24 protein-coding genes and 2 tRNA genes are annotated in these 26,411 nt (G+C 45.3%); 22 read left to right on the top strand and 4 right to left on the bottom strand.

The window, feature by feature from the left end:
* Complete coding sequence (locus KNP04_RS01855; protein WP_214820278.1) at positions 1-1,530, bottom strand: Ppx/GppA family phosphatase; 1,530 nt, start codon at positions 1,528-1,530, stop codon at positions 1-3.
* 186 nt (positions 1,531-1,716) lie between these two features.
* Between KNP04_RS01855 and KNP04_RS01850 the strand changes: the two genes are divergently transcribed.
* Genes KNP04_RS01850 through KNP04_RS01835 form a run of 4 tightly spaced genes read left to right on the top strand, consistent with a single transcriptional unit; the run spans position 1,717 to position 5,175 of the window.
* Positions 1,717-2,478: a metal ABC transporter ATP-binding protein gene (locus KNP04_RS01850; protein WP_214820276.1), complete on the top strand. Its 762-nt coding sequence runs from the start codon at positions 1,717-1,719 to the stop codon at positions 2,476-2,478.
* Positions 2,475-3,332 carry a metal ABC transporter permease gene (locus tag KNP04_RS01845; RefSeq protein ID WP_214782324.1) on the top strand — a complete coding sequence of 286 codons (858 nt, stop codon included), beginning with the start codon at positions 2,475-2,477 and terminating at the stop codon, positions 3,330-3,332. The genes KNP04_RS01850 and KNP04_RS01845 overlap by 4 nt, the downstream gene beginning before the upstream one ends.
* Positions 3,325-3,750, top strand: a complete 426-nt coding sequence (locus tag KNP04_RS01840; protein WP_214747940.1) for a Fur family transcriptional regulator — start codon at positions 3,325-3,327, stop codon at positions 3,748-3,750. Before KNP04_RS01845 ends, KNP04_RS01840 begins: the two co-directional genes overlap by 8 nt.
* Before the next feature lie 36 nt (positions 3,751-3,786).
* Positions 3,787-5,175, top strand: coding sequence for an NAD(P)H-hydrate dehydratase (locus tag KNP04_RS01835; RefSeq protein ID WP_214820274.1), 1,389 nt, complete (start codon positions 3,787-3,789; stop codon positions 5,173-5,175).
* Positions 5,176-5,213: 38 nt separating this feature from the next.
* Here the strand turns inward: KNP04_RS01835 and KNP04_RS01830 are convergent, their stop codons facing one another.
* Positions 5,214-5,798 carry a hypothetical protein gene (locus KNP04_RS01830; protein ID WP_214820272.1) on the bottom strand — a complete coding sequence of 195 codons (585 nt, stop codon included), beginning with the start codon at positions 5,796-5,798 and terminating at the stop codon, positions 5,214-5,216.
* Between the two features lie 76 nt (positions 5,799-5,874).
* Positions 5,875-6,996 carry a flavodoxin-dependent (E)-4-hydroxy-3-methylbut-2-enyl-diphosphate synthase gene (gene ispG / locus KNP04_RS01825; protein ID WP_214693053.1) on the bottom strand — a complete coding sequence of 374 codons (1,122 nt, stop codon included), beginning with the start codon at positions 6,994-6,996 and terminating at the stop codon, positions 5,875-5,877.
* 213 nt (positions 6,997-7,209) lie between these two features.
* Here ispG and KNP04_RS01820 point away from each other — a divergent pair, with 213 nt between their 5' ends.
* A complete protein-coding gene (locus KNP04_RS01820; protein WP_214820270.1) occupies positions 7,210-8,910 on the top strand; it encodes a methyl-accepting chemotaxis protein in 1,701 nt (566 codons plus the stop codon).
* Between the two features lie 16 nt (positions 8,911-8,926).
* Here KNP04_RS01820 and KNP04_RS01815 read toward each other — a convergent pair whose 3' ends face one another.
* Positions 8,927-9,385 carry a hypothetical protein gene (locus tag KNP04_RS01815; protein ID WP_214820268.1) on the bottom strand — a complete coding sequence of 153 codons (459 nt, stop codon included), beginning with the start codon at positions 9,383-9,385 and terminating at the stop codon, positions 8,927-8,929.
* 180 nt (positions 9,386-9,565) lie between these two features.
* Here KNP04_RS01815 and KNP04_RS01810 point away from each other — a divergent pair, with 180 nt between their 5' ends.
* From KNP04_RS01810 to KNP04_RS01730, 17 genes are all read left to right on the top strand, one after another.
* On the top strand, positions 9,566-11,209 hold the full coding sequence (locus tag KNP04_RS01810; protein WP_214820266.1) for a Na/Pi cotransporter family protein: 1,644 nt from the start codon (positions 9,566-9,568) through the stop codon (positions 11,207-11,209).
* A gap of 107 nt (positions 11,210-11,316) precedes the next feature.
* Positions 11,317-11,390, top strand: a tRNA-Met gene (locus KNP04_RS01805).
* Positions 11,391-11,397: 7 nt separating this feature from the next.
* Positions 11,398-11,471 (top strand) — tRNA-Ile (locus KNP04_RS01800).
* Positions 11,472-11,584: 113 nt separating this feature from the next.
* On the top strand, positions 11,585-13,057 hold the full coding sequence (locus KNP04_RS01795; RefSeq protein ID WP_214874520.1) for an alpha-amylase: 1,473 nt from the start codon (positions 11,585-11,587) through the stop codon (positions 13,055-13,057).
* An 84-nt stretch (positions 13,058-13,141) separates the two neighbouring features.
* Complete coding sequence (locus KNP04_RS01790) at positions 13,142-13,750, top strand: superoxide dismutase (RefSeq protein ID WP_214874519.1); 609 nt, start codon at positions 13,142-13,144, stop codon at positions 13,748-13,750.
* A gap of 156 nt (positions 13,751-13,906) precedes the next feature.
* A complete protein-coding gene (locus KNP04_RS01785) occupies positions 13,907-15,970 on the top strand; it encodes a peptidoglycan D,D-transpeptidase FtsI family protein (protein WP_214874518.1) in 2,064 nt (687 codons plus the stop codon).
* A gap of 153 nt (positions 15,971-16,123) precedes the next feature.
* Positions 16,124-17,059, top strand: a complete 936-nt coding sequence (locus KNP04_RS01780) for a PstS family phosphate ABC transporter substrate-binding protein (RefSeq protein WP_214693040.1) — start codon at positions 16,124-16,126, stop codon at positions 17,057-17,059.
* Positions 17,060-17,142: 83 nt separating this feature from the next.
* Entirely contained in the window at positions 17,143-18,087 is a 945-nt protein-coding gene (gene pstC, locus KNP04_RS01775) for a phosphate ABC transporter permease subunit PstC (RefSeq protein ID WP_214874517.1), read from the top strand.
* 1 nt (position 18,088) lies between these two features.
* Entirely contained in the window at positions 18,089-19,000 is a 912-nt protein-coding gene (pstA, locus tag KNP04_RS01770) for a phosphate ABC transporter permease PstA (RefSeq protein WP_214874516.1), read from the top strand.
* A 110-nt stretch (positions 19,001-19,110) separates the two neighbouring features.
* Positions 19,111-19,872, top strand: coding sequence for a phosphate ABC transporter ATP-binding protein PstB (pstB, locus tag KNP04_RS01765; protein ID WP_224862754.1), 762 nt, complete (start codon positions 19,111-19,113; stop codon positions 19,870-19,872).
* A gap of 16 nt (positions 19,873-19,888) precedes the next feature.
* Positions 19,889-20,551: a phosphate signaling complex protein PhoU gene (phoU, locus tag KNP04_RS01760; protein WP_214874515.1), complete on the top strand. Its 663-nt coding sequence runs from the start codon at positions 19,889-19,891 to the stop codon at positions 20,549-20,551.
* A 115-nt stretch (positions 20,552-20,666) separates the two neighbouring features.
* A complete protein-coding gene (locus tag KNP04_RS01755; protein WP_214820258.1) occupies positions 20,667-21,419 on the top strand; it encodes a DUF4912 domain-containing protein in 753 nt (250 codons plus the stop codon).
* Positions 21,420-21,434: 15 nt separating this feature from the next.
* Positions 21,435-23,636: a 1,4-alpha-glucan branching protein domain-containing protein gene (locus KNP04_RS01750; protein ID WP_214874514.1), complete on the top strand. Its 2,202-nt coding sequence runs from the start codon at positions 21,435-21,437 to the stop codon at positions 23,634-23,636.
* 84 nt (positions 23,637-23,720) lie between these two features.
* A complete protein-coding gene (gene rpmG, locus KNP04_RS01745; RefSeq protein ID WP_255313299.1) occupies positions 23,721-23,885 on the top strand; it encodes a 50S ribosomal protein L33 in 165 nt (54 codons plus the stop codon).
* 54 nt (positions 23,886-23,939) lie between these two features.
* Entirely contained in the window at positions 23,940-24,494 is a 555-nt protein-coding gene (locus tag KNP04_RS01740) for a 5-formyltetrahydrofolate cyclo-ligase (RefSeq protein WP_214874513.1), read from the top strand.
* Positions 24,473-25,243 carry a DUF92 domain-containing protein gene (locus KNP04_RS01735; protein ID WP_214820252.1) on the top strand — a complete coding sequence of 257 codons (771 nt, stop codon included), beginning with the start codon at positions 24,473-24,475 and terminating at the stop codon, positions 25,241-25,243. Before KNP04_RS01740 ends, KNP04_RS01735 begins: the two co-directional genes overlap by 22 nt.
* Before the next feature lie 169 nt (positions 25,244-25,412).
* Positions 25,413-26,369, top strand: coding sequence for an L-lactate dehydrogenase (locus KNP04_RS01730; RefSeq protein WP_074033328.1), 957 nt, complete (start codon positions 25,413-25,415; stop codon positions 26,367-26,369).
* The last annotated feature ends 42 nt before the right edge of the window (positions 26,370-26,411 follow it).

Here is a 26,411-nt window from a genome sequence, read left to right as displayed (position 1 = left end):
TTATTCCTCCTCGTTCAAAACAATCTCAATCGATTGGTCGATTGCGCGTTCTAAGTGTTTTTTATGTCGAGTGCTTCGTTGCAACTCAAAGCGGGCAGACCCGTTCGTATCAAGTGAGAGTGTAAGACCATCCTTTGAGCTAGAGACGTGGATGTCCGTGACGATTTGACGCTCGGTCAAATCGAGCGCGTCGACAAGTTTGACAATCGAACCGAGTAATTCAAGACTCTTCAACAACTTGTGGTCAAACCACTTCGGAAAGGCCTCGATATGTTGTTCTAACACGCGTTTTGATTTAAATGATGTAACGAGCGCGAGTGCGAGCCGGTCTTCATTATTCAACCCTTTAAAATCATTCGTCGTGATCAAATGGAATGTGTGATCGCTCTTATTGTTATGGTCGATATATTCACCGACATAGGCGAGACGACAAGCACCCTCGAGTAGACCCGGCTCGAACGGTTTTGGTTTGATGGCTTTCTCTTCAATGAGTCCGGTATACAGCTGACGAGCCAATCGAATCAAGTGTTGGTGACGGGTCGGGTTCACATCATATTGCTTTTCAAAATGTCGAAAGCTTTCTTCTTTCACATCGGCGAACCGCACTTTATCATGCTCATGTAAATAGTTCTCATAGAACAATCCTTCTCGAAGTCCGTTATTGCTCATCGTGAATTCCGGAACTTTCAAATATTTCGCAAGCTCACCGATGGCTGTGACAGCCGGGGCGATGATGTCGACCCGATCTTTTGACAATCCATCTAATCGTCCGAGTTGCTTACTCGACATGCCGACGAGTTCATCCACGACTTCTTCGAGTTGATCGGATGAAATCGTATATTGATGGATTCCTTCAAGTGGGAAATTCGACATGGTCTGTTCGACGCGAACTAAGTTACGTGCTGTTCCTCCGACGCCGACAAGCGGAACACCATGAGGTTCTAACCATTCGATTTCCTTAAATGCTTTTTTTAAGTATGAGGTCAACGCTTTGCGTTCGTCTTTTGTCATCGTATCGTCTTTCATGAACTCTTTCGTCAAGGTGACAGCACCAAACGGGAAGCTATGATAAAAGACAAGCTCACGATTCTGGAAATAGGTGACCTCCATTGATCCCCCGCCGATGTCGACAGAGTAACCGTCTTCAACATACGTCGAATTGACAATGGCAGAGTACCCATAGAATGCTTCTTCATAATCACTTAGCAAGCGAATCGTCATACCCGTAGCGTTTTTCACTTGCTGTAAGATATCATCCGAATTGTTTGCATTTCGGATGGCCGCTGTCGCGACAGGAAGCACATCGGTAACGGTGTGATAATCGTTCAATTCTTTAAAATGGCGTAGCGTATCGATCAAAGCAGCGATTCCGTCCTCTGTCATTTCATTCGAGTCACTAATATGACTAGATAAACGAGCGACTTCTTTCACATTTAGGCGCTCGAAATATTGTCCTTCCTCGTTGACTTCAAAGATGACATTCCGAATCGAGTTGGATCCGATATCGATGACTGCAAGTTTCTTTTCCATAAAACCATCCCCTTCATATCCTTAGTGTAATCGACAAGGTTTTGAACGAACATATGATTTACGTGAATTTAAAACATTTTGATTTGCGAAAACGGTCTCGCTTGAAGGCGTGTCGGATATTCTGTATAATACAAACGCCTAGAAAGTAGAAATGATTACGATTTATAAAATGAGAGAAGGGATTAGATGACAGCATCCGTCGTCAAATTAAATGATGTGTCTTATTACTATGATGGGACACCGGCCTTACAACAAGTTTCGATTGATATTCGACAAGGGGACTTCGTCGCCATCGTTGGAGAAAACGGTTCTGGGAAGTCGACATTAATTCGAACGATTCTTGGTTTACTACAACCACAACAAGGATCCGTTGAACTGTTCGGCAAGCCAATTTCGCAGTTTAAAGACAAGTCTCGTATCAGTTACGTTTCCCAAAAAGCGGCTTCATTTAACTCGGGATTCCCGGTTACCGTTGAAGAAGTTGTGGCGATGGGGAGATATGGCCGCCTCGGTTTATTCAGACGTCTAAAAATAGAAGACCAGGCAGCGATTCAAAATGCGCTTGAGACAGTCAACATGTGGCAGTTTCGCCATCGTAAAATCGGGGACTTGTCAGGAGGACAACAACAACGTGTCTTTATCGCGCGGGCAATGGTCAATCAACCTGATTTATTGATTTTAGATGAGCCTACGGTTGGTGTGGACCAGAAACACTTACAAGACTTTTATGAAGTGCTGCATATGCTCAGAGAACATACGACGTGTACATTCGTCCTCGTCACCCACGATTTAAACGTCGTGACGGACCTCGTCACGAAAGTCGTCCATCTCGACCGTGGGCGTTTGGCGTGTAATTGTGGTCTTCGAGAATATAGCGAACTCGGTGAACTGGCGTCATCTATTAAGCCATATCCCGTGAAAGTGCTTGTCCATGAGGGTACAACATGATTGCAGACCTTTGGACATACAGTTTTCTACGTTATGCGTTCATTGCAGCGCTTGTCATTGGTTTTACAGCACCGCTCATCGGCTCGTTTATTGTCGTCAGACGAATGAGTTTGATTGCTGATGCCCTGTCCCATATGACGCTTGCCGGTATTTCATTCAGCTTATTTCTCGGGCAATACATCGCCTTATTTGCTGATCTCAACCCGCTCTATATGGGAACGTTGATTTCGGTATTGGCGGCGCTCGGGCTCAATTGGTTACGAAGTAAATATGTTCACTTTCAAGAATTATCGATTCCCATCATGATGTCAGCTGGGATGGGACTGAGTGCTATTTTCATCTCGCTCTCAAGAGGATTCTCCGTGGATTTGTCGACGTTATTATTCGGATCTATCTCTGCAGTGAGTCAGTCAGATATCACCTTGATTGTCAGTGTGGCGATTTTAACGGTCCTTGTAATCTTTATCTTCTATAAACAGTTATTGTTCTTGTCATTTGATGAAGAACAAGCGAAAGTCTCGGGACTTCCGAGCACAATGCTCCATATGTTGTTCATGTTCATAGTGGCACTTGTCATCGCTGTCAGTATGCGAATCGTAGGTACGCTTCTCGTATCAAGTTTGATTACGCTACCTGTCGCAGCGGCGTTACGTTTCACTTCAAGTTTCAAACAGACAATCCTTTGGTCCATCATCTTTGGTGAAGTTGCGACAATCGGCGGACTCGTCCTCGCTTACGACCTTGATGTCGCACCAGGTGGAGTCATCGTATTGATTGCGGTCGGTATCTTGGCGGGTGTCATGATTCTTGAGAAAGTGATGAGTTTCAGGAAAAAGGAGGTACAACATGAATGAGACTGAACAATTGAATCGTCTTCGTGCATCTTCTTTAAAAGTTACGCCGAAACGTCTTGAGATGTACGCCTTTCTCTCTGAAGAAGATCGCTATGTCAGCGCCAAAGACGTACTGGAATACATGCGCGATAAGCATCCGACGATGAGTTTTGATACAGTTTATCGAAACCTCAAATCTTTTGCTGAGGAAGGGCTACTCGAAGCGACAGAGCTTGAAGGCGAAAAGTCGTTTCGCGTCACATGTAGCGCATCGCACCATCATCACCATTTGATTTGTCGAAGTTGCGGAAAGACAAAACTACTTGATTTGTGTCCGATGCGTTTTGTAGAGACAGTGGATCCTGAATTTGAAGTGGTCGATCATAAATTTGAGATATATGGGTATTGTAAAGAATGTAAGCAAAAGGGATTGAATTGATTCAATCCCTTTTTTGTATCGAAAGGGGGAAGTCAGATGATTTACACAGCGAAAGAAATCAAACAGATCGATCAAACCGCCAGTCAAAACGGGATGCCCGAGACAGTATTGATGGAACGAGCGGCTTCGGCAATCGTGCCGAAGATGCAGATAGATTCCTCTTCAACAATTCTAGTGATTTGTGGGAAAGGCAATAACGGCGGAGACGGATGGGTTGTCGCGAGAGAACTTGCGGTGAAAGGTCACAACGTGAGCGTTTGGTCACCACTCGGTGAAAGTAAATCTGATGCGGCATCGACACACGCGACTTATGCGGCATCATTCGTTCAAATTATTGAGCAACCGATTGCTACGGACGTCATCATTGATGCGTTGTTCGGTGTCGGACTCTCAGGACCCGTTTCAGGAAAAGCGAGAGACGTCATTGAATGGATCAATGAACAATCGGCAGAGGTATTGTCGATTGACATTCCTTCCGGTATGCCGAGTGACCACGCTCGTGAGTTTGATGGTCTGGCTGTTCAGGCGGCCCGTACTTATTCTTTACATGGCTATAAGCGGACAGCTTTTTTAAACCGCACTGCCCCTTATTTTGGACAGCTCGAACGAATCGATATCGGGCTCCCGCATACATCGGACTGGAACGTATTGACCGAATCTGATTTTGATCAATCGCTTTTAGAGAGAGACCGATTCAGTCATAAAACGGATTATGGGCACGGCATATTGATTGGGGGGAGTCGTCATCTCCTCGGAGCCCCATTTATGGCGGGTCGCGCAGCACTTCGTTCCGGGATTGGCTTGTTAAACCTCTCGATTCCAAGGGAGGCAAGTCCTCTCATTTCGACGTTACCCGAAGCGATGTACGACCAACATACGGACCGTTTAGAAAAAACATACGACGCGATTGCAATCGGTCCTGGAATGGTGGAAGGCGAGGGTTTGGACTTGATTTGGCAACAAGTGACTCGGCAATCGTGCCCCCTCATCGTTGACGCAGGTGCACTATCGACAAGGCGACTTGAAGCACGAGGACCGCTCATCCTCACGCCGCACCCTGGTGAATTTTCAAAATTGACAGGTCGATCAGTTGAAGAAATTGAAAGTGACCGCTTCACCATTGCTGCCGAATTTGCGAAACAGCACCGTGTCCATTTGATTCTAAAGGGCACATATACCCTCATCGTGGCACCTGACGGAACAGGCGCCGTCAATACAGTGGATGCTTCTGCCTTAGCCAAAGGAGGGAGCGGCGACGTGTTGACAGGAATTTTGCTCGCATTATGGGCGAGAGAAGGTGGGTCATGGTCACCAAATGAACAAGCAGTCCTTTGGCACGCGCTCGCAGCTAAATCGATCAGTCAAACGATTCATCCAGCAAGTGTACTCGCAAGCGACGTGATTGAAGAACTTGGTCGTATATAAAAAGAAGACATTCCCGTTAGCTGAACGGGAATGTCTTTTTAGCGTTGGTTAAGAAGTATTTGTTTTTCGATATGCGCAATCTGGTGATGCGCTTCACGCCATGTTGAGATACGTGTCACACCTTCAGGTAGCACTTTCCGATTGTAAGGTGCATCGAACAATAGGACGGGGATAGACGTTTCTTCGTGGATCGATACCGCATTTTCATAACGGTCCTCCATGAATAATTCGAGTGACAAGTCTTTGACGACATTGATTTTATCGTGTGATCCGGTCATCACGAGTGAATCGAGTGGAAGTCGGTGACTCGTAATCCATTCTTCTGTAACAGGACGAACCGCCTCGCTTCTTGCAGTGACGTAGTGAAGGTGATGTTGTTGTTTCAACTCCCATAATACGTCCAATACATCGGAATGGGGAAGGGATCGACGATAGATTGCTTCCTCATGTCCTTCTTCAATCATAAACTTCCAAAACTCATGCTGTTCCATCGTGGTGTACGTATGCAGCTCATACTCCGTCGCACGATGATAATCAATGGAATACCCAAGTGATTCATTCATATATATAAAGCAACTTCTAGGGTCTGTTACGGTCCCATCTAAATCAATGCCGATTCGCATCTCATCACTCCTCCTCACATGCCCTCTATTCTATCAAAAACCCGCACGGTTGCAACCGTGCGGGTAAGGTGATTCATTAGTTTGATTGATTGGCAAGCTCTTGTTCTTCGCGCTCGCGTTCAGCGATCTTCTCAGCAGCAATCGCGTCGATTTCTTTTTTCAATTCCTCAACCATTGTTGCTTCAGGAACTTTACGGATAATCTTACCGTGGCGGAAAAGAAGACCTTCATTGCGGGCACCGGCGATACCGATGTCAGCCTCACGTGCTTCACCAGGACCGTTTACAGCGCAACCAAGAACAGCAACTTTAATGTTGACGTTAATGTTTTGGATGTATTCCTCTACTTCTTTCGCGATCGAGATCAAATCGATTTCGATTCGACCACATGTCGGACAAGAGATTAATGTTGCGGCATTTGCTGCAAGACCAAATGACTTGAGCACTTCTTTCGCAACTTTTACCTCTTCGACTGGATCATCTGAAAGTGATACTCGTACCGTTGAACCGATTCCGAGTGAGAGGATTGCCCCAAGTCCTGCTGCTGATTTAAGTGAACCAGAGAAAAGTGGACCTGATTCTGTGATCCCGACATGGAGCGGGTAATCAAACGTCTTCGCGGCGAGCGTATACGCCTCAAGCGCCAAGTTCACGTCAGAAGCTTTGAGTGAAATGATTGTGTTATAGAATCCGAGATCTTCGAGAATTTTCACGTGGTGCATCGCACTCTCGACCATTCCTTGTGCAGTCGGGTAACCATACTTTTCAAGGAATTGTTTCTCGAGTGACCCGGCATTAACACCGATTCGAATCGGAATTCCTTTTGCCTTCGCGGCGTTTACGACCGCTTCTACTTTTTCCCGGCGACCGATGTTACCTGGGTTGATTCGAATTTTATCGACGCCACTTTCGATGGCTTTTAGGGCAAGCTTGTAATCGAAGTGAATATCGACAACGAGCGGGATGTTAATGCGGCTCTTGATTTCAGCGAGTGCGTCAGCTGCACGTTCGTCTGGACATGCCACGCGAACAACCTGACACCCAGCTTCTTCTAGACGCTTAATCTCGGCGACAGTTGCCTCGACGTCGTGAGTTTTTGTTGTAGTCATAGATTGAATGACGACTTCGTTCGATCCTCCGATAATCAAATTACCGACGCGAATCGGACGAGTTAATGAACGATGCAAAATTTCTGACATATACGTAATCTCCTTCTTTTGGAAAGATTCCAATCGATTTAAGAAAATAAGGTTTCTTCATTATCATAACGAAAAGAATGTGAAAAAGCATCTAGGATGCGTAACGGATGTGTGCTCTTTACAAACTCTAACGTTATCTTAACATCTACTTCATAATTTTCCACCGTCTCAAGACCGATATAAAGGCGAGAATAGAAAAAGAGGTGGCAACATATGAAATGGGGCTTCAAACGGAATCAAATGAAGGAAGCGAGAGAAAACAATCGACCGAATCGACATTATAAAATGGCACACCGCCTCCAATGGACGCTCATGCCGCTTATTTTACTAGTCTTTATCATGACGTTTGGTTGGTTCGCATTAAAGTCTGAACAACTCTTGTCCGCAGAAATCGAGCAACGTCTCGTCCGGGAAGTCACGGTCATGCGAGAAGCGGTAAAGACATCCTACAGTGCATACGTTGCAAACGAAAAGCAACTGAATCGTTCATTAAAATCTACTTATATGCAACAAGCTTCTATTCTATCGGGGGATGAATTCGAAGCCGCACAATTTTTAGTGCGTGGACAGTCTATTGAGCAATTGAGTGGACCAAAAGGGATGGAGAGAACAGAAAGCCTGGAGAAAGTCGCATCGAAGACGAAACCGGAAGTGACAGAAACGGAGCGATACTTAATGGCATCTATCTCCATTCCTGAGTTAAAAGCGGATTATGTTCTCGTCGTAACGAAAGAATCGACACTTGGTCCGATGAATGAGCTACGACGATTGATCATTTATATCTTATTGATTTCGATGATCGGGATGGCAATCCTATTTACACGATTGATTCAGCGCGAAGTCAGACCGTTGAGTATACTTGCCAATTCATTGCGTTATGCCGTAGAATCGCGCCGATTCGATGATGTGTCACTCGGAGCAAAATCAAAGGAGATTCATATTCTCGAAACCGAGTTCAATATATTCATTCATTTATGGAATCAATCTATGGAAATGATGGGGAAGACGGCAAATGCGTTCCATCAAAGTCTTCCTGTCTTTAAACGGGAATTGATGAATAGTCATCATCAAGTGGAACAGTTCCAAGAAGTCGCAACCACTGTAGAACATACGAGTGATTCGTATCAGATGGTAACGAGCGACTCTACATCAAAAATGAAGGAAGTGACCGAACAAATCGAAATGCTTGGACGTCAAATGGACAGTGTCGATGAGCGGGGGAATCGCTTGAAGTCCATTTTACATGAAGAACTTGAAACATTTTCTTCTGTCAAAAACGCAAGTGAGTATGTTGAACACCAAGTGGGAAATATTCAGCAAAAACTAATCGAAAGCGAAGCCAACTCGTCAAAAGCGGATGAAGCGCTGAAGAGTATCCTCTCGGTTTCGGCAGCCACAAAGATGTTATCGCTAAACGCATCAATCGAAGCGGCAAGAGCGGGCGAGCATGGGAAAGGATTTGCTGTTGTTGCCAGTGAGGTGGGGAACTTAGCGAAAATGACAAATGAAGCGACACTTCTCGCGGTACATGCAATCGAAGCGCTGAACGAGGAGCGAAAGGATTTGTTAGTGGAAGTCAATGACTTTATCAATCAAGTACATGGATTAAAAGATGCCGTTTCACGAGTAGAGAGCGGAATTGGAACGATTGATCACGAAATCAAAGTGCAGTTAGGTGAGTTTCAAACCATTACGGATCATACCTCACACACAGGTAGACAGCTTTTACACTTAATCGAATCAAATGAGCAACTACGAGAAATCAGTTCGTTACTTGAACAAAAATTAGGAGAGCTGAGCGAGGGAGTCGATCGATGGTCATACGTTCAATCTGCCTTACGTTCAGCAGGCGCAGACTTAGAAGGTCAAAGTGAAGCGTTAAATCGAACGCTTAAGGAACTTTCTCCAAAATAAAAACAACGACGAGCGTTCACGAAAACGTTCGTCGTTGTTTTTTTTGAGGCACTTTTGTTAATGGATAAGTGATATATCCAAGTCCAATCACAAAGCCAATCGATATCAATGAAGGGTTCATGTGATACAAAATCACTAATAAAATCGTTGGAACGAGTGTCATCGACACTGCGTATGGCCAAGCTTGGCGGTAAGCCCACATGTTTTTGGAATAGACTCTTGTAAATAATTGAACATATAAAGCCATGAAGGCGACCCAGATTAAATAGAAAAAGAAGATGGCGAATCCGTGTAAGAAGAGCCACATCGGAATGAAAAAGTCAGGACGAATCACAATAAAGTCCAAGACGGTAATGAGTAACGTCAACACAAAAGTGGCTCCCATATAGGCGTGAAGCGGAGCGAGGCGGAGGCGGAGGGCTCGTTTTGACGGCACTACGCTCGTTCGAATAAACGTAAAAATGGTGGACAACATGCTAAAAACTCCAATCTGTTATATTACAGTATGCGTATAAACGATAAAATTAGTACAGTGTTTTAATAAAACTTTTACATAAAACGTGTTTACATGAAGATGCCGATGAAGGCATAATGAGTAGGGCATTAAAAACCAAGCAAATCCAACCAATTCTTAATTAAAAGGAGTACAAAAATCGTGGAATACAATTTGCAAGAAATGTTATTCATGTTTTTTGGAGGTCTAGGGATCTTCCTCTTCGGGATCAAATCGATGGGAGACGGACTCCAAAAGTCTGCAGGGAATCGCCTGCGTGACATCCTAGATAAGTATACAACGAATCCATTCCTTGGTGTACTCGCCGGGATTATCGTTACTGTATTGATTCAATCTTCTTCAGGTACAACCGTTATTACGGTCGGACTTGTTAGCGCCGGCTTCATGACACTCCGTCAAGCGATCGGGGTTATCATGGGGGCAAACATCGGAACAACGGTGACAGCATTTATCATCGGATTCGATGTCGGTGAGTATTCACTCCCGATGATTGCAATCGGTGCAGTCTTACTCTTCTTCTTTAAGAAAGAGCGTTACCAACATCTAGGACAAGTCATCTTTGGACTTGGTGCATTGTTCTACGGTCTTGAGTTGATGGGAGACGGCATGCGTCCGCTCCGCTCAAGTGAGTATTTCATCGACTTGACGCAATCAATGAGTGACAATCCGTTCCTCGGTGTCATCGTTGGTACTGTATTTACAGTCATCGTCCAGTCATCTTCTGCAACAATCGGAATTTTGCAAGAGCTCTATGCAGGTGGTTCAATCGACTTGGATGCCGCTCTTCCAGTATTGTTTGGTGACAACATCGGTACGACGATCACTGCCATTTTGGCATCAATCGGTGCATCGGTTGCCGCACGTCGCGCAGCTGCAGCACACGTTATCTTTAACTTAATCGGAACGACGATCTTCATGATCTTGTTGATTCCGTTCACAAACTATATTTATTGGATTACAGACTTCTTGGCAATTGAAGACAAGATGCAAATTGCATTCGCTCACGGTACGTTTAACATCGTCAACACATTGATTCAGTTCTGGTTCATTGGAACGATTGCTTGGATCGTGACGAAATTGGTGCCTGGTGAGGATTCAATCGTCGATACGAAAGCACAGCACTTGGACCCAATCTTCATTCAGCAATCGCCTTCGATTGCAGTGGAGCAAGCAAAATACGAAGTCATCCGTATGGGCGATTTCGCAAAACTTGGTCTCGACGAAGCGCGTAACTATTTGACAACAGGAGATAAGAAACACTCTGAAAAGTCTGCGCATATCGAAGAAGCGTTAAACTCGTTGAATGCGAAAATCACAGACTACCTCGTGAAATTGGCTGCGGTTGATTTGACTGAGCAAGAATCACAAGAGCACAAGACGCTCATGCATGCGATTAACGACATCGAACGAATCGGTGACCACGTTGAAAACATCATTGAGTTGATTGACTATAAGACTGCTACGAAAGTGACACTTTCGGCAGATGCTCAAAAAGAATTGACTGAAATGTATGACCTCACACGCGAAACGTTAGAGAAATCACTTCAGACATTAGCGAGCGGTGACATGGTCGAAGCACGTAAAGTCATCGAAATGGAAGCGAAACTCGATATGCTCGAGCGTCAATTCCGCAAAAACCACGTTGTTCGTTTGAACACGGGTGCTTGTGATGGACAAGCAGGTATGTTCTTCGTCGACATGCTCTCAAACCTTGAGCGTATCGGTGACCATGCCATGAACATCACAGAAATCACACTCGAAGATGCAAACGAAGTGACGGTATAAAGATGAGGCACTCCAACTATATGTTGGAGTGTTTTTCTTTTTGATGGAAAGGAATTTCCCTTGACAGTATAGAGCATATTCAGTATATTATTACTGTATAACAACATGGCGGTGTAGCTCAGCTGGCTAGAGCGTACGGTTCATACCCGTGAGGTCGTGGGTTCGACTCCCTCCGCCGCTACTTATAAGGACCCTTAGCTCAGCTGGTTAGAGCAGACGGCTCATAACCGTCCGGTCGTAGGTTCAAGTCCTACAGGGTCCATTCAAAACAACTTTCATTTTGTGAAAGTTGTTTTTTTGTTTTCAATCTAAAATTCGTGGGTAAATACTCGTTAGCATTTTGTTTTTTGAAAAATATGAAATGAGGCGGACAAAATGGAACGAAATCACACCATGATGCAGTTTTTTGAATGGCATGTCGAAGCGGATCATAAACATTGGAAGCGATTAAAAGAGAGAGCGGAAGATTTAAATAAAGCTGGGATCACTGCCCTTTGGTTACCACCTGTCACGAAAGGACAGAGTGGTGAGGATACGGGTTATGGCATTTATGACTTATATGATTTAGGTGAGTTCGATCAAAAAGGATCGATTGCCACGAAATACGGAACAAAAAAAGAACTTCTTGAAGCGACAGCCTATTGTCAGCAAGAACTAGGAATGCAGATTTATATGGACGTCGTCATGAATCACAAAGCAGGCGCGGATGCGACCGAAACGTTTGAAGTGCTTGAAGTAGACCCGAACGACCGTACGAAAGTCCTTTCAGAAGAACCTTTCGAAATCGAAGGATGGACAAAGTTTGATTATGAAGCTCGTGATGGGAAGTATTCTACATTTAAATGGGACTTCACACATTTTAACGGTACCGACTATGATGCAGCGACAGACCGTTCTGGGATTTTCTTTATAGTTGGAGAGAATAAAAGATGGAACGACAATGTCGATGACGAATTCGGTGTGTATGACTATTTGATGTTTGCGAATATCGATTACCATCATCCTGAAGTTCGGGAAGAAGTGTTGAGCTGGGGTAAATGGTTCATTGAGGAAACGAAATGTGACGGATTCCGATTGGATGCGATAAAACATATCAACTATGACTTCGTGAAAGAATTCAGTCAGACGATGCGTGAAGAAAAGGGAGATGAATTTTATTTCGTCGGAGAGTTCTGGAAGTCAGATCTTGACGCATGCCGTGAATTTCTTGATAACATCGATTACCACGTCGATTTATTCGATGTTCCGCTCCACTATAAATTACACCAGGCGTCAGAGGAAGGGGCCGCATTCGATATGCGCACCATTTTTGATGATACGCTCGTCCAGTCACACCCGCTCCATTCAGTGACGTTTGTAGACAATCACGATTCGCAACCGGAAGAGGCGCTTGAGTCGTGGGTAAAAGATTGGTTCAAACAAATCGCATACGGTCTCGTCTTGCTTCGTAAAGATGGCTATCCATGTGTCTTCTACGGGGATTACTACGGCATCGACGGTCCCCACCCGACTGATGGGATGAAACTCGCCATTGACACGCTTCTTTATGCTCGTCGGGAAAAGGCTTATGGGGAACAGGATGATTACTTTGATGATGCAAACGTCATCGGCTGGGTACGCAAAGGTGTGGAGGAGATCGAGCGTTCAGGATGTGCCGTTCTCATCTCAACTTCGGACGAGGCTGAAAAGCGAATGTTCGTTGGGGAAGAGCGAGCTGGCGAAACATGGGTCGACTTGACGAATACACGAGAAGATAAAATTGAGATTGATGATGAAGGATTTGGGGTATTTAAAGTGGCGGCGGGATCTATTTCAGTCTGGGCGTTACCAGAAGAAGATGTAGAGTGAGGCATTACAATTGAGTCGACCGTCACAAATCTGTTACATTTATAACGAACGTTGTTCAAAACACTTTTAAGGGGGATTTTAGTAATGGCTAAATTTGAATTACCACAACTTGATTACGCATATGATGCACTCGAACCACACATTGACGCACGCACGATGGAAATCCACCACACGAAACACCACAACACTTACGTCACAAACGTAAACAATGCACTCGAAGGAAAAGACGTGGAGTACTCTTCACTCGAAGACTTGCTTCAAAAAATCGATTCACTTCCTGCTGACATTCAAACTGCTGTCCGTAACAATGGTGGCGGTCACTGGAACCACTCGTTCTTCTGGAAACTCTTGAAGAAAAACGAGAACGGAACACCTTCTGGCGATCTCGCTGCTGCAATCGACGAGTCATTCGGTAGCTTTGATGCATTCAAAGACGAGTTCACAAAAGCTGCAACTACTCGTTTCGGTTCAGGATGGGCATGGCTCGTCGTGAAGAACGGCAAACTCGAAGTGACGTCTACACCAAACCAAGATTCACCGATCATGGAAGGCGTTACGCCAGTCCTCGGACTTGACGTTTGGGAGCACGCTTACTACTTGAACTACCAAAACCGTCGTCCTGACTACATCAATGCATTCTTCCACGTCATCGACTGGGATTATGTTGCGAAATTGTACGCTGACGCAAAATAAGTCGTTTGTCCCGAGATTCTTCATAGAGTCTCGGGTTTTTTTGTGTCTTTCATTAATTTGTAAACAAATTATGATATAGTGAAAAACGGACAAAATAGTAGATGACCGTGTACGCTATACTATAGAAGGAATCGATTGTGGAAGGAGATAACGGACTTGGCAAAAAATAGTGTGAAAGTGCCGAAGAAACGGCGAAACCACTTACCGTTACGTTTAAATTTGTTATTTTTCATCGTCTTCGTTCTATTTGCAACGCTAATCTTTCGATTAGGCGTCGTTCAAATCGTGAATGGGGAATTGATTGCACGTGAAGTTCAAAAAACTGAGTCGAGTAAGATTAAATACGAGGTACCACGAGGGAAGATTTATGACCGTAACGGTCAAGTGCTTGCGGATACGATTTCAAACTACTCGATCATGTACCGTCGTTCGCAAGTGACGAAAGCGGATGAACGCTTAGATGTCGCCAAAAAGTTGTCGGAAATCGTCGATATTCCGAAAGAAGATCGCAAAATGACGGAACGTGACCGCAAGGATTACTGGATTGCAACGAATCCAGAACTCGCTCAAGAACGTACGCAAGCATTGTTGGAGGAGTTACCGGAAGACGAGCGGGCTGCATTGTCCAACCAAGACGTAGACCGGCTCTTACTCGACTCCATCACAGAAGAAGAGATCACGTTCGATGATGCGACAGAAGAAATCATTGCGATCAAACATAACATGGAGAGCGGCTATGCCCTCGACCCACAAGTCATCAAAATCGGCGCAAGTCCGAAAGAGATGGCAGTCATTGAAGAAAACTTAGAAATGTTGCCAGGAGTGAGTGTCGAGCCTTACTATCAGCGGGACTATCCGTTCGATGAGACGTTCAAGAGTTTCTTAGGAAGCTATCGTCAAATCCCGGCAGAACAACGAGCTTCTTATCAGGCAAAAGGATATGGATTGAACGACCGTGTCGGGACGTCCTACTTGGAGCAACAATATGAAGACGTCCTTCGCGGGACGCCAGCATACGATGTGTTCACGACGTACAAAGGTGAACCGGTTGGGGAGCCGACTCGCGTGAGTGGGAACCCGGGGAAAGATATTGTATTGTCGACTGATATTGAATTCCAAAAAGAAGTCGACGAGATTTTGAAAAAGGCGATTCGTGCAGGACGTTCTGGAAGTCCTCATTTCGACCGAGCGTTTGCTGTTGTCATGAACCCGCAGACGGGTGAACTCCTCGCCTTGTCAGGTCAGGAGCTTGATTTAGAGACAAACGAATTCAAAGATGTCTCGACAGGTACTGTGCTCCGTGCCAGCCAAATCGGTTCAACCATCAAAGGGGCGACGGTCGCTTATGGATTCGAAGAAGGTGTCGTCGAGCCAGGAGAATATATTTATGACGCACCGATTCGAATCGGATCGTCGACCAAAGCCTCTTACCGTAATATGGGGAACATTAACGATTTAGATGCACTTGCGATGTCATCAAACATTTATATGTTCCAGATCGCGTTACGTTTGGCTGACTATTATTCGACCGGACAAATTGTCGGGGAAAACGTCACACAGGCATTTGAAACGATGGAACATTACTATAAACAGTTCGGACTCGGAATCGAGACGGGAATTGATTTACCGTTCGAGTCGATCGGATTCCGTAGCGTTCCCGACCGTGTCACGCTCCTCATGGATATGTCGATCGGACAGTATATCTCGTACACGCCGATTCAATTGGCACAATATACGTCTACCTTAGCGAATGGCGGTTATCGCATTCAGCCGCATTTACTAAAAGAAATCATTGAGCCAGGTTCGCTCGATGAAAACAATAAACAAGTCGTCAGCACGTTCCAACCGAACGCGTTAAATAAAGTCGATATTCAAGACGAGTATATTGAGCGGGTTCGTGAAGGATATCGTCAAGGGGTTGAATCTTCATCTGGTTCATCTCGGATTTTGCAACAGACAGGGATGACTGCGGCCGGTAAGACAGGAACGGCACAGGCAATTGCTGAAGGTGCAGACGGTCAGGCGAAACGTAATGCAAAAGGGGAACCAATAAAGACGCTTAACTCAAACCACGTAGGTTGGGCGCCATTTGATGATCCTGAAATCGCATGGGCGATTATCATGCCTGGACTTGAAGCGGAAGGAATCAATACACGTGTCGCGCACGATATTATGAAAGCTTACTTTAACTTAGAAGATGTGAATGCAATGCTTCAATGAAAGGAGTCACTTCGGTGACTTCTTTTTTTGTCTTTACAATTCTTTTACGTTCCGTTTATTTCTCGTTAATAGAAGTTCATTAGGATATTAATTGTAGGACAGAACAACAGATCCACAACAAAAATCAAAGCAAACTCAAGGAGGACGTCACAAATGTCTTGGATGAAAAAATCAGCTTTACTCGCTTCAATCACTTCGGTCGCACTCGTAGGTGCAGCCTGTGGGAACAATGAAGAAGGTGGCGCTGCTGAAGGCGATGCGCTCTCAGGAAAAGTCGTCATGGACGGATCATCAACTGTATTCCCAATCATGGAAGCAGTCGCAGAAGAATATTCAGCTGAACAACCAGAAGTTGAAGTGACGGTCGGTGTCTCTGGTACGGGTGGTGGCTTCAAACGCTTCGTGACGGGAGAGACAGACTTCTCGAACGCATCACGTGAAATCAAAGAAGAAGAAGCAGCTGAAGCTGAGAAAAATGGTGTGGAATTTACACAACTCTCAGTCGCACTTGATGGTCTTTCACTCGTTGTGAACCCGGCGAACGATTGGGCTCAAGATATCACGATTGAAGAATTGAATAAGATGTGGACAGATACGAGCGTGAAAACGTGGAAAGATGTTCGCTCAGACTGGCCAGATGAGGAAATCTCATTCTTCGCACCAGGTAAAGATTCAGGTACGTACGATTTCTTCGACGAGAAAGTTCTTGATGAGACAGATATTCGTCAAGACGCACAATTGTCTGAAGATGACAACGTACTCGTCACAGGTGTAGCTGGGACAGAAGGTGCAATCGGATTCTTCGGATTTGCTTACTACCTCGAGAACCAAGACACACTTCGTGCCTTGAATGTTGAAGGAGTAGAGCCGACACATGACACAATCAACGATTTGTCTTACCCGCTCTCACGTGAAATTTACACGTATGTCAACAACGCTTCGTTGAAAGACAAAGAGCAAGTAGCTGACTTCGCACGCTTCATGAACGAAAATGCAGCTGACCTTTCTGAAGAGGTTGGTTACGTAAAAATGGAGCAAGCGCGTTACGACGAAAACATGAAGATGATCGATGAGATCGCTGGAGAATAAAATGATACGTGGCAGAAGGTGAGGGTAACTCTCACCTTCTCGTCATGCTTTCTAGTATGAAGAGGTAGGGAGCGATACACGAGATGAATGAACCAAACAAAGAGCTCTCGATTCGAGAGATGATTCAACAAAGTAAACAAAAGAAATATAGTACGACGAACGTGTTTGATAAAATCATGCCGTTCTTATTATTCTTGAGCGCATTAGTATCGGTCGTCACCACAATCGGTATTGCGTTCACACTTGGCTTTGAGCTATTTAAGTTCTTTGAACGAGTGCCTGTCGCTGAATTTTTAGGAACGACAGAATGGTACCCGCTTAGTGCAGACCAGCGCTTCGGGGTATGGGCCCTTGTGATGGGAACACTCCAAATTACTGTGATTGCAATGATCGTTGCCGTGCCGCTTGGACTGGCGTCTGCGATTTATTTGAGTGAGTACGCTTCGGAGCGAGCGCGTCGAGTATTAAAGCCGATCTTAGAAGTGTTGGCAGGTGTACCGACCATCGTATTCGGTTTCTTCGCGTTGTCATTCATCACACCGATTTTGCAAGCGTTGATTCCAGGACTTCAAATTTACAATGCGCTTAGTCCTGGTATTGTCGTCGGGATCATGATTATACCGATGATCGCTTCGATTTCTGAAGATGCGATGAGTGCGGTGCCGAAGAAAATTCGAGATGGTGCGCTTGGTCTTGGTGCAACGCGTCTTGAAGTGGCGACGAAGGTCGTTATGCCGGCAGCGACGTCTGGAATCATTGCTTCAATCGTTCTCGGAATGAGCCGGGCGATTGGGGAGACGATGATTGTAACGATTGCGGGTGGGTCGCAACCGAACTTCGAGTTCAATCCGCTCAATGCGATTCAGACGATGACAGCATATATCGTTCAAATCGCAAAAGGTGACGCAGGTTACGGCACAATCGAATATTACAGTATCTATGCGGTCGGTGCGTTATTGTTCGTCTTCACTCTATTGATGAACTTGTTCGCAAACTGGGTGACGCGCCGCTTCAGAGAGGAGTACTAATATGGCTTTACCGAACAGTGAGTTCAAGAATACGAAGAACCTGATGGATCGTGAAACGGTGTCTGAACGAATCAAACGCCGTTTACAATTGAATGAAATTTTCAAATACGTCTTTTTGGCAGGACTTGTCTTTGCATTAGTCGTCTTGTCGACATTGATCTATGACATCGTCTCAAAAGGGGCGGGCTGGGTCGACCTTGATTTCTTACGTAACTTCCCGTCACGTCGTCCCGAACAGGCAGGATTATATCCTGCGTTAATCGGATCGTTATGGTTGATGTTTCTAATCGTGCCAATGGTGTTCGTCATTGGTGTCGGTGCAGCCATCTACCTAGAAGAGTACGCACCGAAGAATCGAATGACTTCATTTATCGAAGTCAATATTTCGAACTTGGCTGGTGTCCCTTCAATCGTTTTCGGATTGCTTGGATTAACGATATTCGTCCGTGTCATGGAATTAGGAAACTCGGTTATGGCAGGTGCGTTAACGCTCGGACTCATGAGTTTACCGATTGTTATCGTAGCCTCACAAGAAGCATTACGGGCAGTCAAGATGGAGTTACGACACGCTTCTTTAGCGCTAGGAGCTTCGAAATGGCAGACCACGTTCAATGTCGTCTTGCCGTCAGCGATTCCTGGAATTATCACGGGGATCATCCTTGCCGTCTCTCGTGCAATCGGTGAAACAGCACCGTTGATCATGGTCGGCGCAGCAACATTTATTTCAACAACACCAAGCGGGATTTTCTCTGACTTCACGGCGCTCCCGATCCAGATTTATAACTGGACGAGCCGACCGCAAGCAGAATTCCAAAACTTGGCCGCGGCAGGAATCATCGTACTCATGACGATGCTCATTGCGATGAACTCTGTAGCGATTTATATCCGAAACAAATATACGAACCGACATTAAGTCGTTCTTGCAGATGAATGAGGAGGAAGCTCGAGATGATGAAACAACAAGAGCTCAATAAAGGAGATCAAAACGTGAACACAACAACGACAGAACCGACAACTACTGAGATGAAAAAAGATAGCGCTTATGTCGTCAACAATTTGAACTTATGGTATGGCGAAGATCAAGCTTTGATTGACGTCAACCTCGACATTAAAAAGAATGAAGTCACGGCCATCATCGGACCATCTGGGTGCGGGAAATCAACATTTATTAAAACGTTGAATCGTATGGTAGAACTCGTGCCATCCGTTCGGACGAATGGTGAAATCTTGTATCATGGTCGAAACATCTTCGATCGTGGATATAAAGTAGAAGATTTACGTACGTCGGTAGGTATGGTATTCCAGCAACCAAACCCGTTCCCAAAATCGGTATATGATAACGTGGCATACGGTCCTCGTACGCACGGCATCAAAAATAAGAAAGTACTCGATGAGATTGTCGAGCGTTCACTTCGTGGCGCTGCCATCTGGGATGAAGTAAAAGATCGCTTGAACGAGAACGCTTATGGACTTTCTGGTGGACAACAGCAACGTCTGTGTATCGCTCGTACGTTGGCGATTGAACCTGACGTCATCTTGATGGATGAGCCGACTTCTGCCCTTGACCCGATTTCTACGTTGAAAGTGGAAGAACTCGTTCAAGAGTTGAAAGAGCAATACTCAATCATCATCGTCACGCATAACATGCAACAAGCTGCCCGTGTTTCGGATAAAACGGCCTTCTTCTTAAATGGAGAAGTTGTCGAGTTCGATGTAACAGATAAGATTTTCTCGAATCCATCTGACAAACGGACGGAAGACTATATTTCTGGCCGTTTCGGTTAAGGAGGAGACTAGATTGATGGCACAAAATCGCACATTTTTTGATACGAAATTAACTGAATTAGAAGATAAAGTAGTCCGTTTAGCAAACTTGACGATGCGACAAACGGCGACGGCAATCGAAGTGTTAGAAAAACATGATCTTGAGTTGGCGCAAACGGTAATCGACAACGATAACGAACTCGATGATTTAGAGTTAGCAATCAACGACGAAGCGATTTTATTGATTGCAAAGCAACAGCCAGTTGCGACTGACTTACGTCGTCTGATTGTGACGATGAAATCGGCGACAGACTTAGAACGCATTGCGGATTACGCGACGAACATCGCCAAAGCTGTGACGAGAATTGAACATGTTCCTTATTTACATGACATTCAACCACTCAAGCAGATGGCTGAACAGTTGATTGACATGCTCGAACTTGCGACGCGCGCTTATCGTAAAGGCGAGGTAAGTCGTGTTCGTGAACTCAACGAGATGGACCGTGTCATTGACGAAATCAATCTAACGGTGATTAAACAATACATCGGTTCTCTTCCGGCGATGACGGTTGGAACGAACGATGTATATGAATTCTCGAACATCGCTCGATACCTCGAACGGATGGGTGACCATGTGACAAACTTCGGTGAACATTTAATTTTCCTTGAAAAAGGGAAACATTATGATTTGAACCAATAAGATTAGTGGTAAAGAACAACAGTGCTGTTGTTCTTTATTTTTTTGGGCAGGAATTTATAAAGAATGAGCGAATACTAGTCTACATGGATTTTTACATGAAGGGAGCCATACAGAGATGGAAGAGAAAATCGTATCCTTGAAGCAACAAGGACTTACGTTGAAACAGATTGCGGCAGAACTAGACGTCCCGATTGGCAAAGTCCAATACGCATGGCGAAAATGGAGAAATCAGCAACAAGAGTTGGAGGAAGTTGTCCCTGTGAAACAAAAGAGTAATAAGAAAGCAAAGGCTAAAGCGCCAGGAGCAACTTCGCGTAAACAAGTCGCCACAGCGAAAGAAACGGTCGATGTGAACGTATCGCCACTTCTTGCGAAAGGGCCTGAAGGATATTGGCAGTTGCCGGAACGATACAATGTAGACTTTTTACATGCGGTCGTACAATCTCCGAACTCGGTTTATGTGTGTTGGGAAGTGTCTGATTTGGTTAAAGAGACGTTAGAGCTTCAGTTTATGAGACGATGGGAAGAGCTACCGAAAGCATTCCGTATTTTAGACGTGACCTTATTGGATTATGCGAGTGGTCATGCGAATCGATCGTATACGTTCGACCTACCTGAAATGACGAATAGTTGGTTCGTTCGTCCTCTCGATCCGAATACGACATATGTCTTCGAATTCGGGATTCGCACGATGGAGGGAGAATTTTTACCAATCGTGGCATCAGCACCGCTTGATACACCGCGTGCAGAACCAGCCGGCATCGGACGTTTTGCGGAACCAGTGAGACGTTGGCAGTACGGGGAAGTAGATTCTCCTGAGTTATTAGATACATTACCAAAATATGCGGCATACCGTCACGTACGTTAAGGAGGACATTCTTACATGAAACCAGGATACTTTTCACTCGTCCTTCATGCTCATTTACCGTACGTTAGGCATGAAGAGAAGCACCGTTTAGAAGAAAGATGGGTATATGAAGCCATCTCAGAAACGTATATTCCAATCCTTTGGCAAGTTGACCGCTTGAAGCGGCCATTGCATTGGACAGTCAGTATTTCGCCACCAGTTGTGGAAATGCTCGCAGACCCGCTCATCCAAGACCGTTATGTCGAGCATATCGATGAGATGCTTGAATTGATTGCGTTAGAACTTTCAGAAGGAAGAACGGACGAGGAGACGTCGACGTTACACTTCTATGAACAGCGTTATCACGACTTGAAAAACACGTTCCTTCATTGGAATAAAAACTTGAATGAAGCGTTCCGTACATATCGTGAAGCGGGATATATCGATATGGTGACTTGTACAGCGACCCACGGCTTCAACCCGCATCTCTTCACGGAGCAGGCGGCACGGACTGAAATTCGGACAGGTCTCAACTGTTTCGAACGTCACTACGGGTTCCGTCCGACAGGGATTTGGTTGCCAGAGTGTGCGTATACACCAGGCGTGGACCGAATTCTCTACGAGGAAGGAATCCGATACACGTTTGTCGATGAACATGCATTGCTCGATGCGGATCCGACTCCTGAAAAAGGCATTGGTGCTCCTGTCTATTCTCCACACGGCGTCGCATTGTTCCCACGGGATCAAATCATCTCGGGTAAAATTTGGAGTTCGATGATTGGATATCCAGGTCACCCTGACTATCGTGAGTTTTATCGAGATTTAGCCTACGACCGAGATTGGGACTATATCCAATCGTTCATGCATCCAGAAGGCATTCGATTTGATACAGGATTAAAAATGCACCGCATCACAGGTGACACCGATCAAAAAGACTTTTATGTACGTGAGTGGGCTGAACATCAAATCGAGAACCATGCGACAGATTTCGCCCAAACGTTAGAAGGGCATCTAGAGGCCCATGGCGGACAAACGTTCCCACCGTTCTTGGTCACAGCACCGTTCGATGCGGAATTGTTTGGTCACTGGTGGTTTGAGGGTCCTGAATTTCTTGGGAAAGTCGCAGAGCGACTCGAAGAATTTGGGATCGAAACGATCACACCAGCAATCTTCCTTGAGCGCCACTTCAAAGATTTACAAACCGTCCATGTCTCCATGAACACATGGGGACGAAAAGGCTACGGTGAAGTTTGGATCAATGAACGAAATGAATGGATGCTCCGTCACCTGCATATGATGGAGATGCAACTTGTCAAAGACGTAGCAGATTATCGCGATCAATCGGATTTGACGAATCGTGCGTTAAAGCAATTGATTCGCCATTATGTGTTGGCTGTATCGAGTGACTGGGCGTTTATCTTAGATGGGCAAACGACAGCGCAGTATGCGGCTGAACGCTTTAGGGAGCATACACGCCTCTTCGCCGAACTTGAAACGGCGCTTTATCAAGGCACTGTCTCGAACAAGTTGCTCGATGATCATTATGCGGCGTACCCATTCCTTCAAGACGAAGATCTTGATGTCGATTCATTCCTCTCCCCGCACGACTATTACGTGACGACTGAGCGGGAGGTAGAAGAGTCAGCAATTCTTATGCTGACACCCGAATATCACGGTCATATCGTCGGTGGACTTGGTCATCGTGTCGTCGAGGAAGTGGAGGCGAGAGCAAATGAGGGAGAAACCGTCTATGTGCTGACGCCGTATCACGATGAGTTACCGGAATACGAACGACACGGAAACGTTCATGTGTATCGAGTTCGTCCGACTAGTCCATTTTTAGAGCACGTCATGAATCAGGTTGCCACGCAAAATATTGCGTATGTCAAACTCGTTCATGAACTTTCGAAACGGGTATCATTCAAAGTGATTCATCACTTTGATTGGATGACGATTCCTGCTGCAAGAGAACTTGCGCAATCACTTGCGCTTCCGTTATACTCAACTATGTTGTCCTTTGAAGCGACACGGAACCCGCATGGGCACGGTGGTTTGTTTGATGCGATTCATCGTATTGAAAACAGTGTGTTCTCATCAGCGGAGTGCGTTTATGTCGGCGAAGAGATCTCGATGAACGACCTGAAACAATGGTATAAAGTAAGCGAGAATGTCAACACATGCCTACCTCTTGAATCTTCTCCATACGGACAGGAATCAATGAAAAAGAACGTGAAATAACCTTGCTTTTTCATAAGAAACTTGGTAGGATAATTGAGTATGCTTAGACTGTAAAGCAAAAGCACTTGATACAACATCATTAAGATGGGAGTGAAAGAAATGCGCGTTAAAATTACATTAGCTTGCACAGAAACAGGCGATCGCACGTACATCACGAAGAAAAACAAACGTAACAACCCAGAGCGCCTTGAGTTGCGCAAATACAACCCACGTCTCCGTCGTCACACGCTTTACCGCGAAGTGAAGTAATGAGGGACCGGCCGTCACATATGTGGCGGCTTTTTTTGTAAGGAGGAATGCGTTGTGGAAGACAAAGCAGCGTTAAGACGAACTGTCCATCAATACATTAAACAAATGAACAATCGACAACAAGTGGATCAAGTCATCCATCATCGGTTGTTCGCAACAGAGATATGGAGAGAAAGCCAGACGATTGCTGTGACATCGTCACTACCGCTTGAAATCGATACGTCGCCAATCATTCATGAGGCGTTTGAAGCAGGAAAAACGGTGTGCGTCCCGAAAGTAACGGAGCAGGGGTTAACGTTTCATATTATTCATTCGGTAGATGACCTTGAGACGGGCGTCATGAATATTTTGGAGCCGACGACCCCGCCAACAACGAAAACCATCGACCTCTGTCTTGTGCCGGGAAGAGTATTTGACCGTTCAGGATATCGAATCGGTTGGGGCGGAGGATACTATGACCGTTTTTTACGTACATATGAAGGGGAGACGGTTTCATTGGCTTACTCGGTTCAACTTGTCGATCAAGTACCGACGGAACCACATGATCTACCTGTTCAGTGGATTGTGACAGAAAAGGAGATGATTCAATGTTCGCCATTTTTGTTGTAACTTGTATCGTCGCCTTTCTCGGGTATCGGTTGCGCTCTTTGACGCTCTCGGGAGCCATCTTGACTATAGTGACAGGGGTGTTGATCGGGTTATCGTTTGGTTGGTTCGGCCTCTATTTACTCGGTGTGTTTTTCTCGACGTCTTCTCTTGCATCGAAATATCGATCTCGCGATAAGCAAAATGTAGATGAGATTGTCGAAAAAACGGGAGCACGCGACGCCATTCAAGTGTTAGCAAACGGTGGGGTAGGGATTCTTTGTGCCCTCGGTTACTTACTGACAGATAATCTCGTCTACCTTTATATGTACATCGTGTCTATTGCGGCAGCGACGAGTGACACATGGGGGTCTGAATTCGGTGTCCTCGCAAAACGTAAACCGCGTTTCATGTTCACTTTTAGAGAAGTTGAGCCGGGAACGAGCGGTGCTGTCTCAACGTTTGGGACAGTCATGTCGATTTTAGGGGCATTCGTGATCGTCTGTTCTTCTCTTCTGTTTGTCGAATTGGATATGGCATTACTGTTGACGCTTTGGGGAATCGGACTGAGCGGGAGCGTCATCGATACATTGCTCGGGGCGACTGTTCAACGGAAGTTTCGCTGTACGGTTTGTGGAAAGCTGACGGAAAAGAAAGTTCATCATCAAGTTCCTACAACGTATGTGTCAGGATGGCGTGTGCTAGGGAATGATGCAGTCAATTTTTTATCCGTTCTTGGAGCGACGTCTATTTGTTTTTTGGTGTTCGGATGAGGGTAGTACAGAAAATGAAGATGTTTCAAATGAATGTGAAAGTTGTCACAATATCGCCAAAGTGAAAACGGTTTCCACTGTAGTTAGGGTTTGTGAATGATGTTACAATCTTGTTGTAACAGAGATAACAAAAACATGAAACAGATTGATCGAAGGGTGGAGAATCAATATGGAAACATTAAATCATGCTAAAGTAACGCGCGTCGCACTCGTAGGGGCAGGGGCAGTTGGAGCGAGTTTCGCGTACCAGTTAACGACAGCAAGCCTTTGTGAAGAACTCGTCATCATTGACATCAACAAGGCAAAAGCAGAAGGAGAAGCGATGGACTTAAACCACGGCGTCTCGTTCGCTTCTTCACCGATGCGTGTGTGGGCAGGAGATTATGCAGACTGTGGTGTAGCAGACATCGTCGTCATTACTGCAGGTGCACCGCAACGTCCAGGGGAAACTCGTCTTGACCTTGTCGAGAAAAATGCGAAGATCATGAAGTCGATGATTTCAGATATTATGGATTCTGGTTTTGATGGCATTATCATTATCGCCTCAAACCCTGTCGACATTATGACGCATTTGGCATGGAAGTATTCAGGACTTCCTAAACATCGCGTCTTCGGCTCAGGTACCGTACTCGACACGTCTCGTTTACGTTATATGCTTGGCGACTATTTCAATGTCGACCCACGTAACTGTCATGCTTACATCATGGGTGAGCACGGTGACACCGAGTTTGCTGCTTGGAGCAATGCTCGTATTTACGGAAAGTCTGTTGAGCAGTTGCTTGAAGAGCATGATGAATATAACTGGCAAGACCTTGAAGACATTTATGTGAACGTACGTGATGCGGCTTATCACATCATCGAACGTAAAGGTGCGACATACTATGCCATCGGCCTCGGATTACTCCGTCTGGTCAAAGCGGTCCTTCGTAACGAGAACACATTGCTGACAGTCGGTGCTCACCTTGATGGGGAATACGGTTTACACGATATTCATATCGGGGTACCAGCCATCATTAACCGTCAGGGCGTGCGAGAAGTCGTTGAGATTGAGTTGTCAGAAGAAGAACATCAAAAAATGCAACATTCAGCTAACGTTCTCATGAAAACGATGGAGCCTGTCTTGTAATTGTCGTATTTGAATGACCTGCAGCCTTAAAGGTTGTGGGTT

The sequence above is a fragment of the Exiguobacterium sp. CH10 genome (assembly GCF_018617635.1).
Taxonomy (GTDB): Bacteria; Bacillota; Bacilli; order Exiguobacteriales; family Exiguobacteriaceae; genus Exiguobacterium; species Exiguobacterium aestuarii_A.
Note: the sequence above shows the minus strand (reverse complement) of the source record. Positions and strands in the feature narration are given on the sequence as shown.

What these genes read in the sequence shown, in the direction of transcription:
- KNP04_RS01855 (WP_214820278.1), bottom strand. Translation starts at nt 1,530, where the DNA reads ATGGAAAAGAAACTTGCAGTCATCGATATCGGATCCAACTCGATTCGG.
- KNP04_RS01850 (WP_214820276.1), top strand. Translation starts at nt 1,717, where the DNA reads ATGACAGCATCCGTCGTCAAATTAAATGATGTGTCTTATTACTATGAT.
- KNP04_RS01845 (WP_214782324.1), top strand. Translation starts at nt 2,475, where the DNA reads ATGATTGCAGACCTTTGGACATACAGTTTTCTACGTTATGCGTTCATT.
- KNP04_RS01840 (WP_214747940.1), top strand. Translation starts at nt 3,325, where the DNA reads ATGAATGAGACTGAACAATTGAATCGTCTTCGTGCATCTTCTTTAAAA.
- KNP04_RS01835 (WP_214820274.1), top strand. Translation starts at nt 3,787, where the DNA reads ATGATTTACACAGCGAAAGAAATCAAACAGATCGATCAAACCGCCAGT.
- KNP04_RS01830 (WP_214820272.1), bottom strand. Translation starts at nt 5,798, where the DNA reads ATGCGAATCGGCATTGATTTAGATGGGACCGTAACAGACCCTAGAAGT.
- ispG (WP_214693053.1), bottom strand. Translation starts at nt 6,996, where the DNA reads ATGTCAGAAATTTTGCATCGTTCATTAACTCGTCCGATTCGCGTCGGT.
- KNP04_RS01820 (WP_214820270.1), top strand. Translation starts at nt 7,210, where the DNA reads ATGAAATGGGGCTTCAAACGGAATCAAATGAAGGAAGCGAGAGAAAAC.
- KNP04_RS01815 (WP_214820268.1), bottom strand. Translation starts at nt 9,385, where the DNA reads ATGTTGTCCACCATTTTTACGTTTATTCGAACGAGCGTAGTGCCGTCA.
- KNP04_RS01795 (WP_214874520.1), top strand. Translation starts at nt 11,585, where the DNA reads ATGGAACGAAATCACACCATGATGCAGTTTTTTGAATGGCATGTCGAA.
- KNP04_RS01790 (WP_214874519.1), top strand. Translation starts at nt 13,142, where the DNA reads ATGGCTAAATTTGAATTACCACAACTTGATTACGCATATGATGCACTC.
- KNP04_RS01780 (WP_214693040.1), top strand. Translation starts at nt 16,124, where the DNA reads ATGTCTTGGATGAAAAAATCAGCTTTACTCGCTTCAATCACTTCGGTC.
- pstC (WP_214874517.1), top strand. Translation starts at nt 17,143, where the DNA reads ATGAATGAACCAAACAAAGAGCTCTCGATTCGAGAGATGATTCAACAA.
- pstA (WP_214874516.1), top strand. Translation starts at nt 18,089, where the DNA reads ATGGCTTTACCGAACAGTGAGTTCAAGAATACGAAGAACCTGATGGAT.
- pstB (WP_224862754.1), top strand. Translation starts at nt 19,111, where the DNA reads ATGAAAAAAGATAGCGCTTATGTCGTCAACAATTTGAACTTATGGTAT.
- phoU (WP_214874515.1), top strand. Translation starts at nt 19,889, where the DNA reads ATGGCACAAAATCGCACATTTTTTGATACGAAATTAACTGAATTAGAA.
- KNP04_RS01755 (WP_214820258.1), top strand. Translation starts at nt 20,667, where the DNA reads ATGGAAGAGAAAATCGTATCCTTGAAGCAACAAGGACTTACGTTGAAA.
- KNP04_RS01750 (WP_214874514.1), top strand. Translation starts at nt 21,435, where the DNA reads ATGAAACCAGGATACTTTTCACTCGTCCTTCATGCTCATTTACCGTAC.
- rpmG (WP_255313299.1), top strand. Translation starts at nt 23,721, where the DNA reads ATGGGAGTGAAAGAAATGCGCGTTAAAATTACATTAGCTTGCACAGAA.
- KNP04_RS01735 (WP_214820252.1), top strand. Translation starts at nt 24,473, where the DNA reads ATGTTCGCCATTTTTGTTGTAACTTGTATCGTCGCCTTTCTCGGGTAT.
- KNP04_RS01730 (WP_074033328.1), top strand. Translation starts at nt 25,413, where the DNA reads ATGGAAACATTAAATCATGCTAAAGTAACGCGCGTCGCACTCGTAGGG.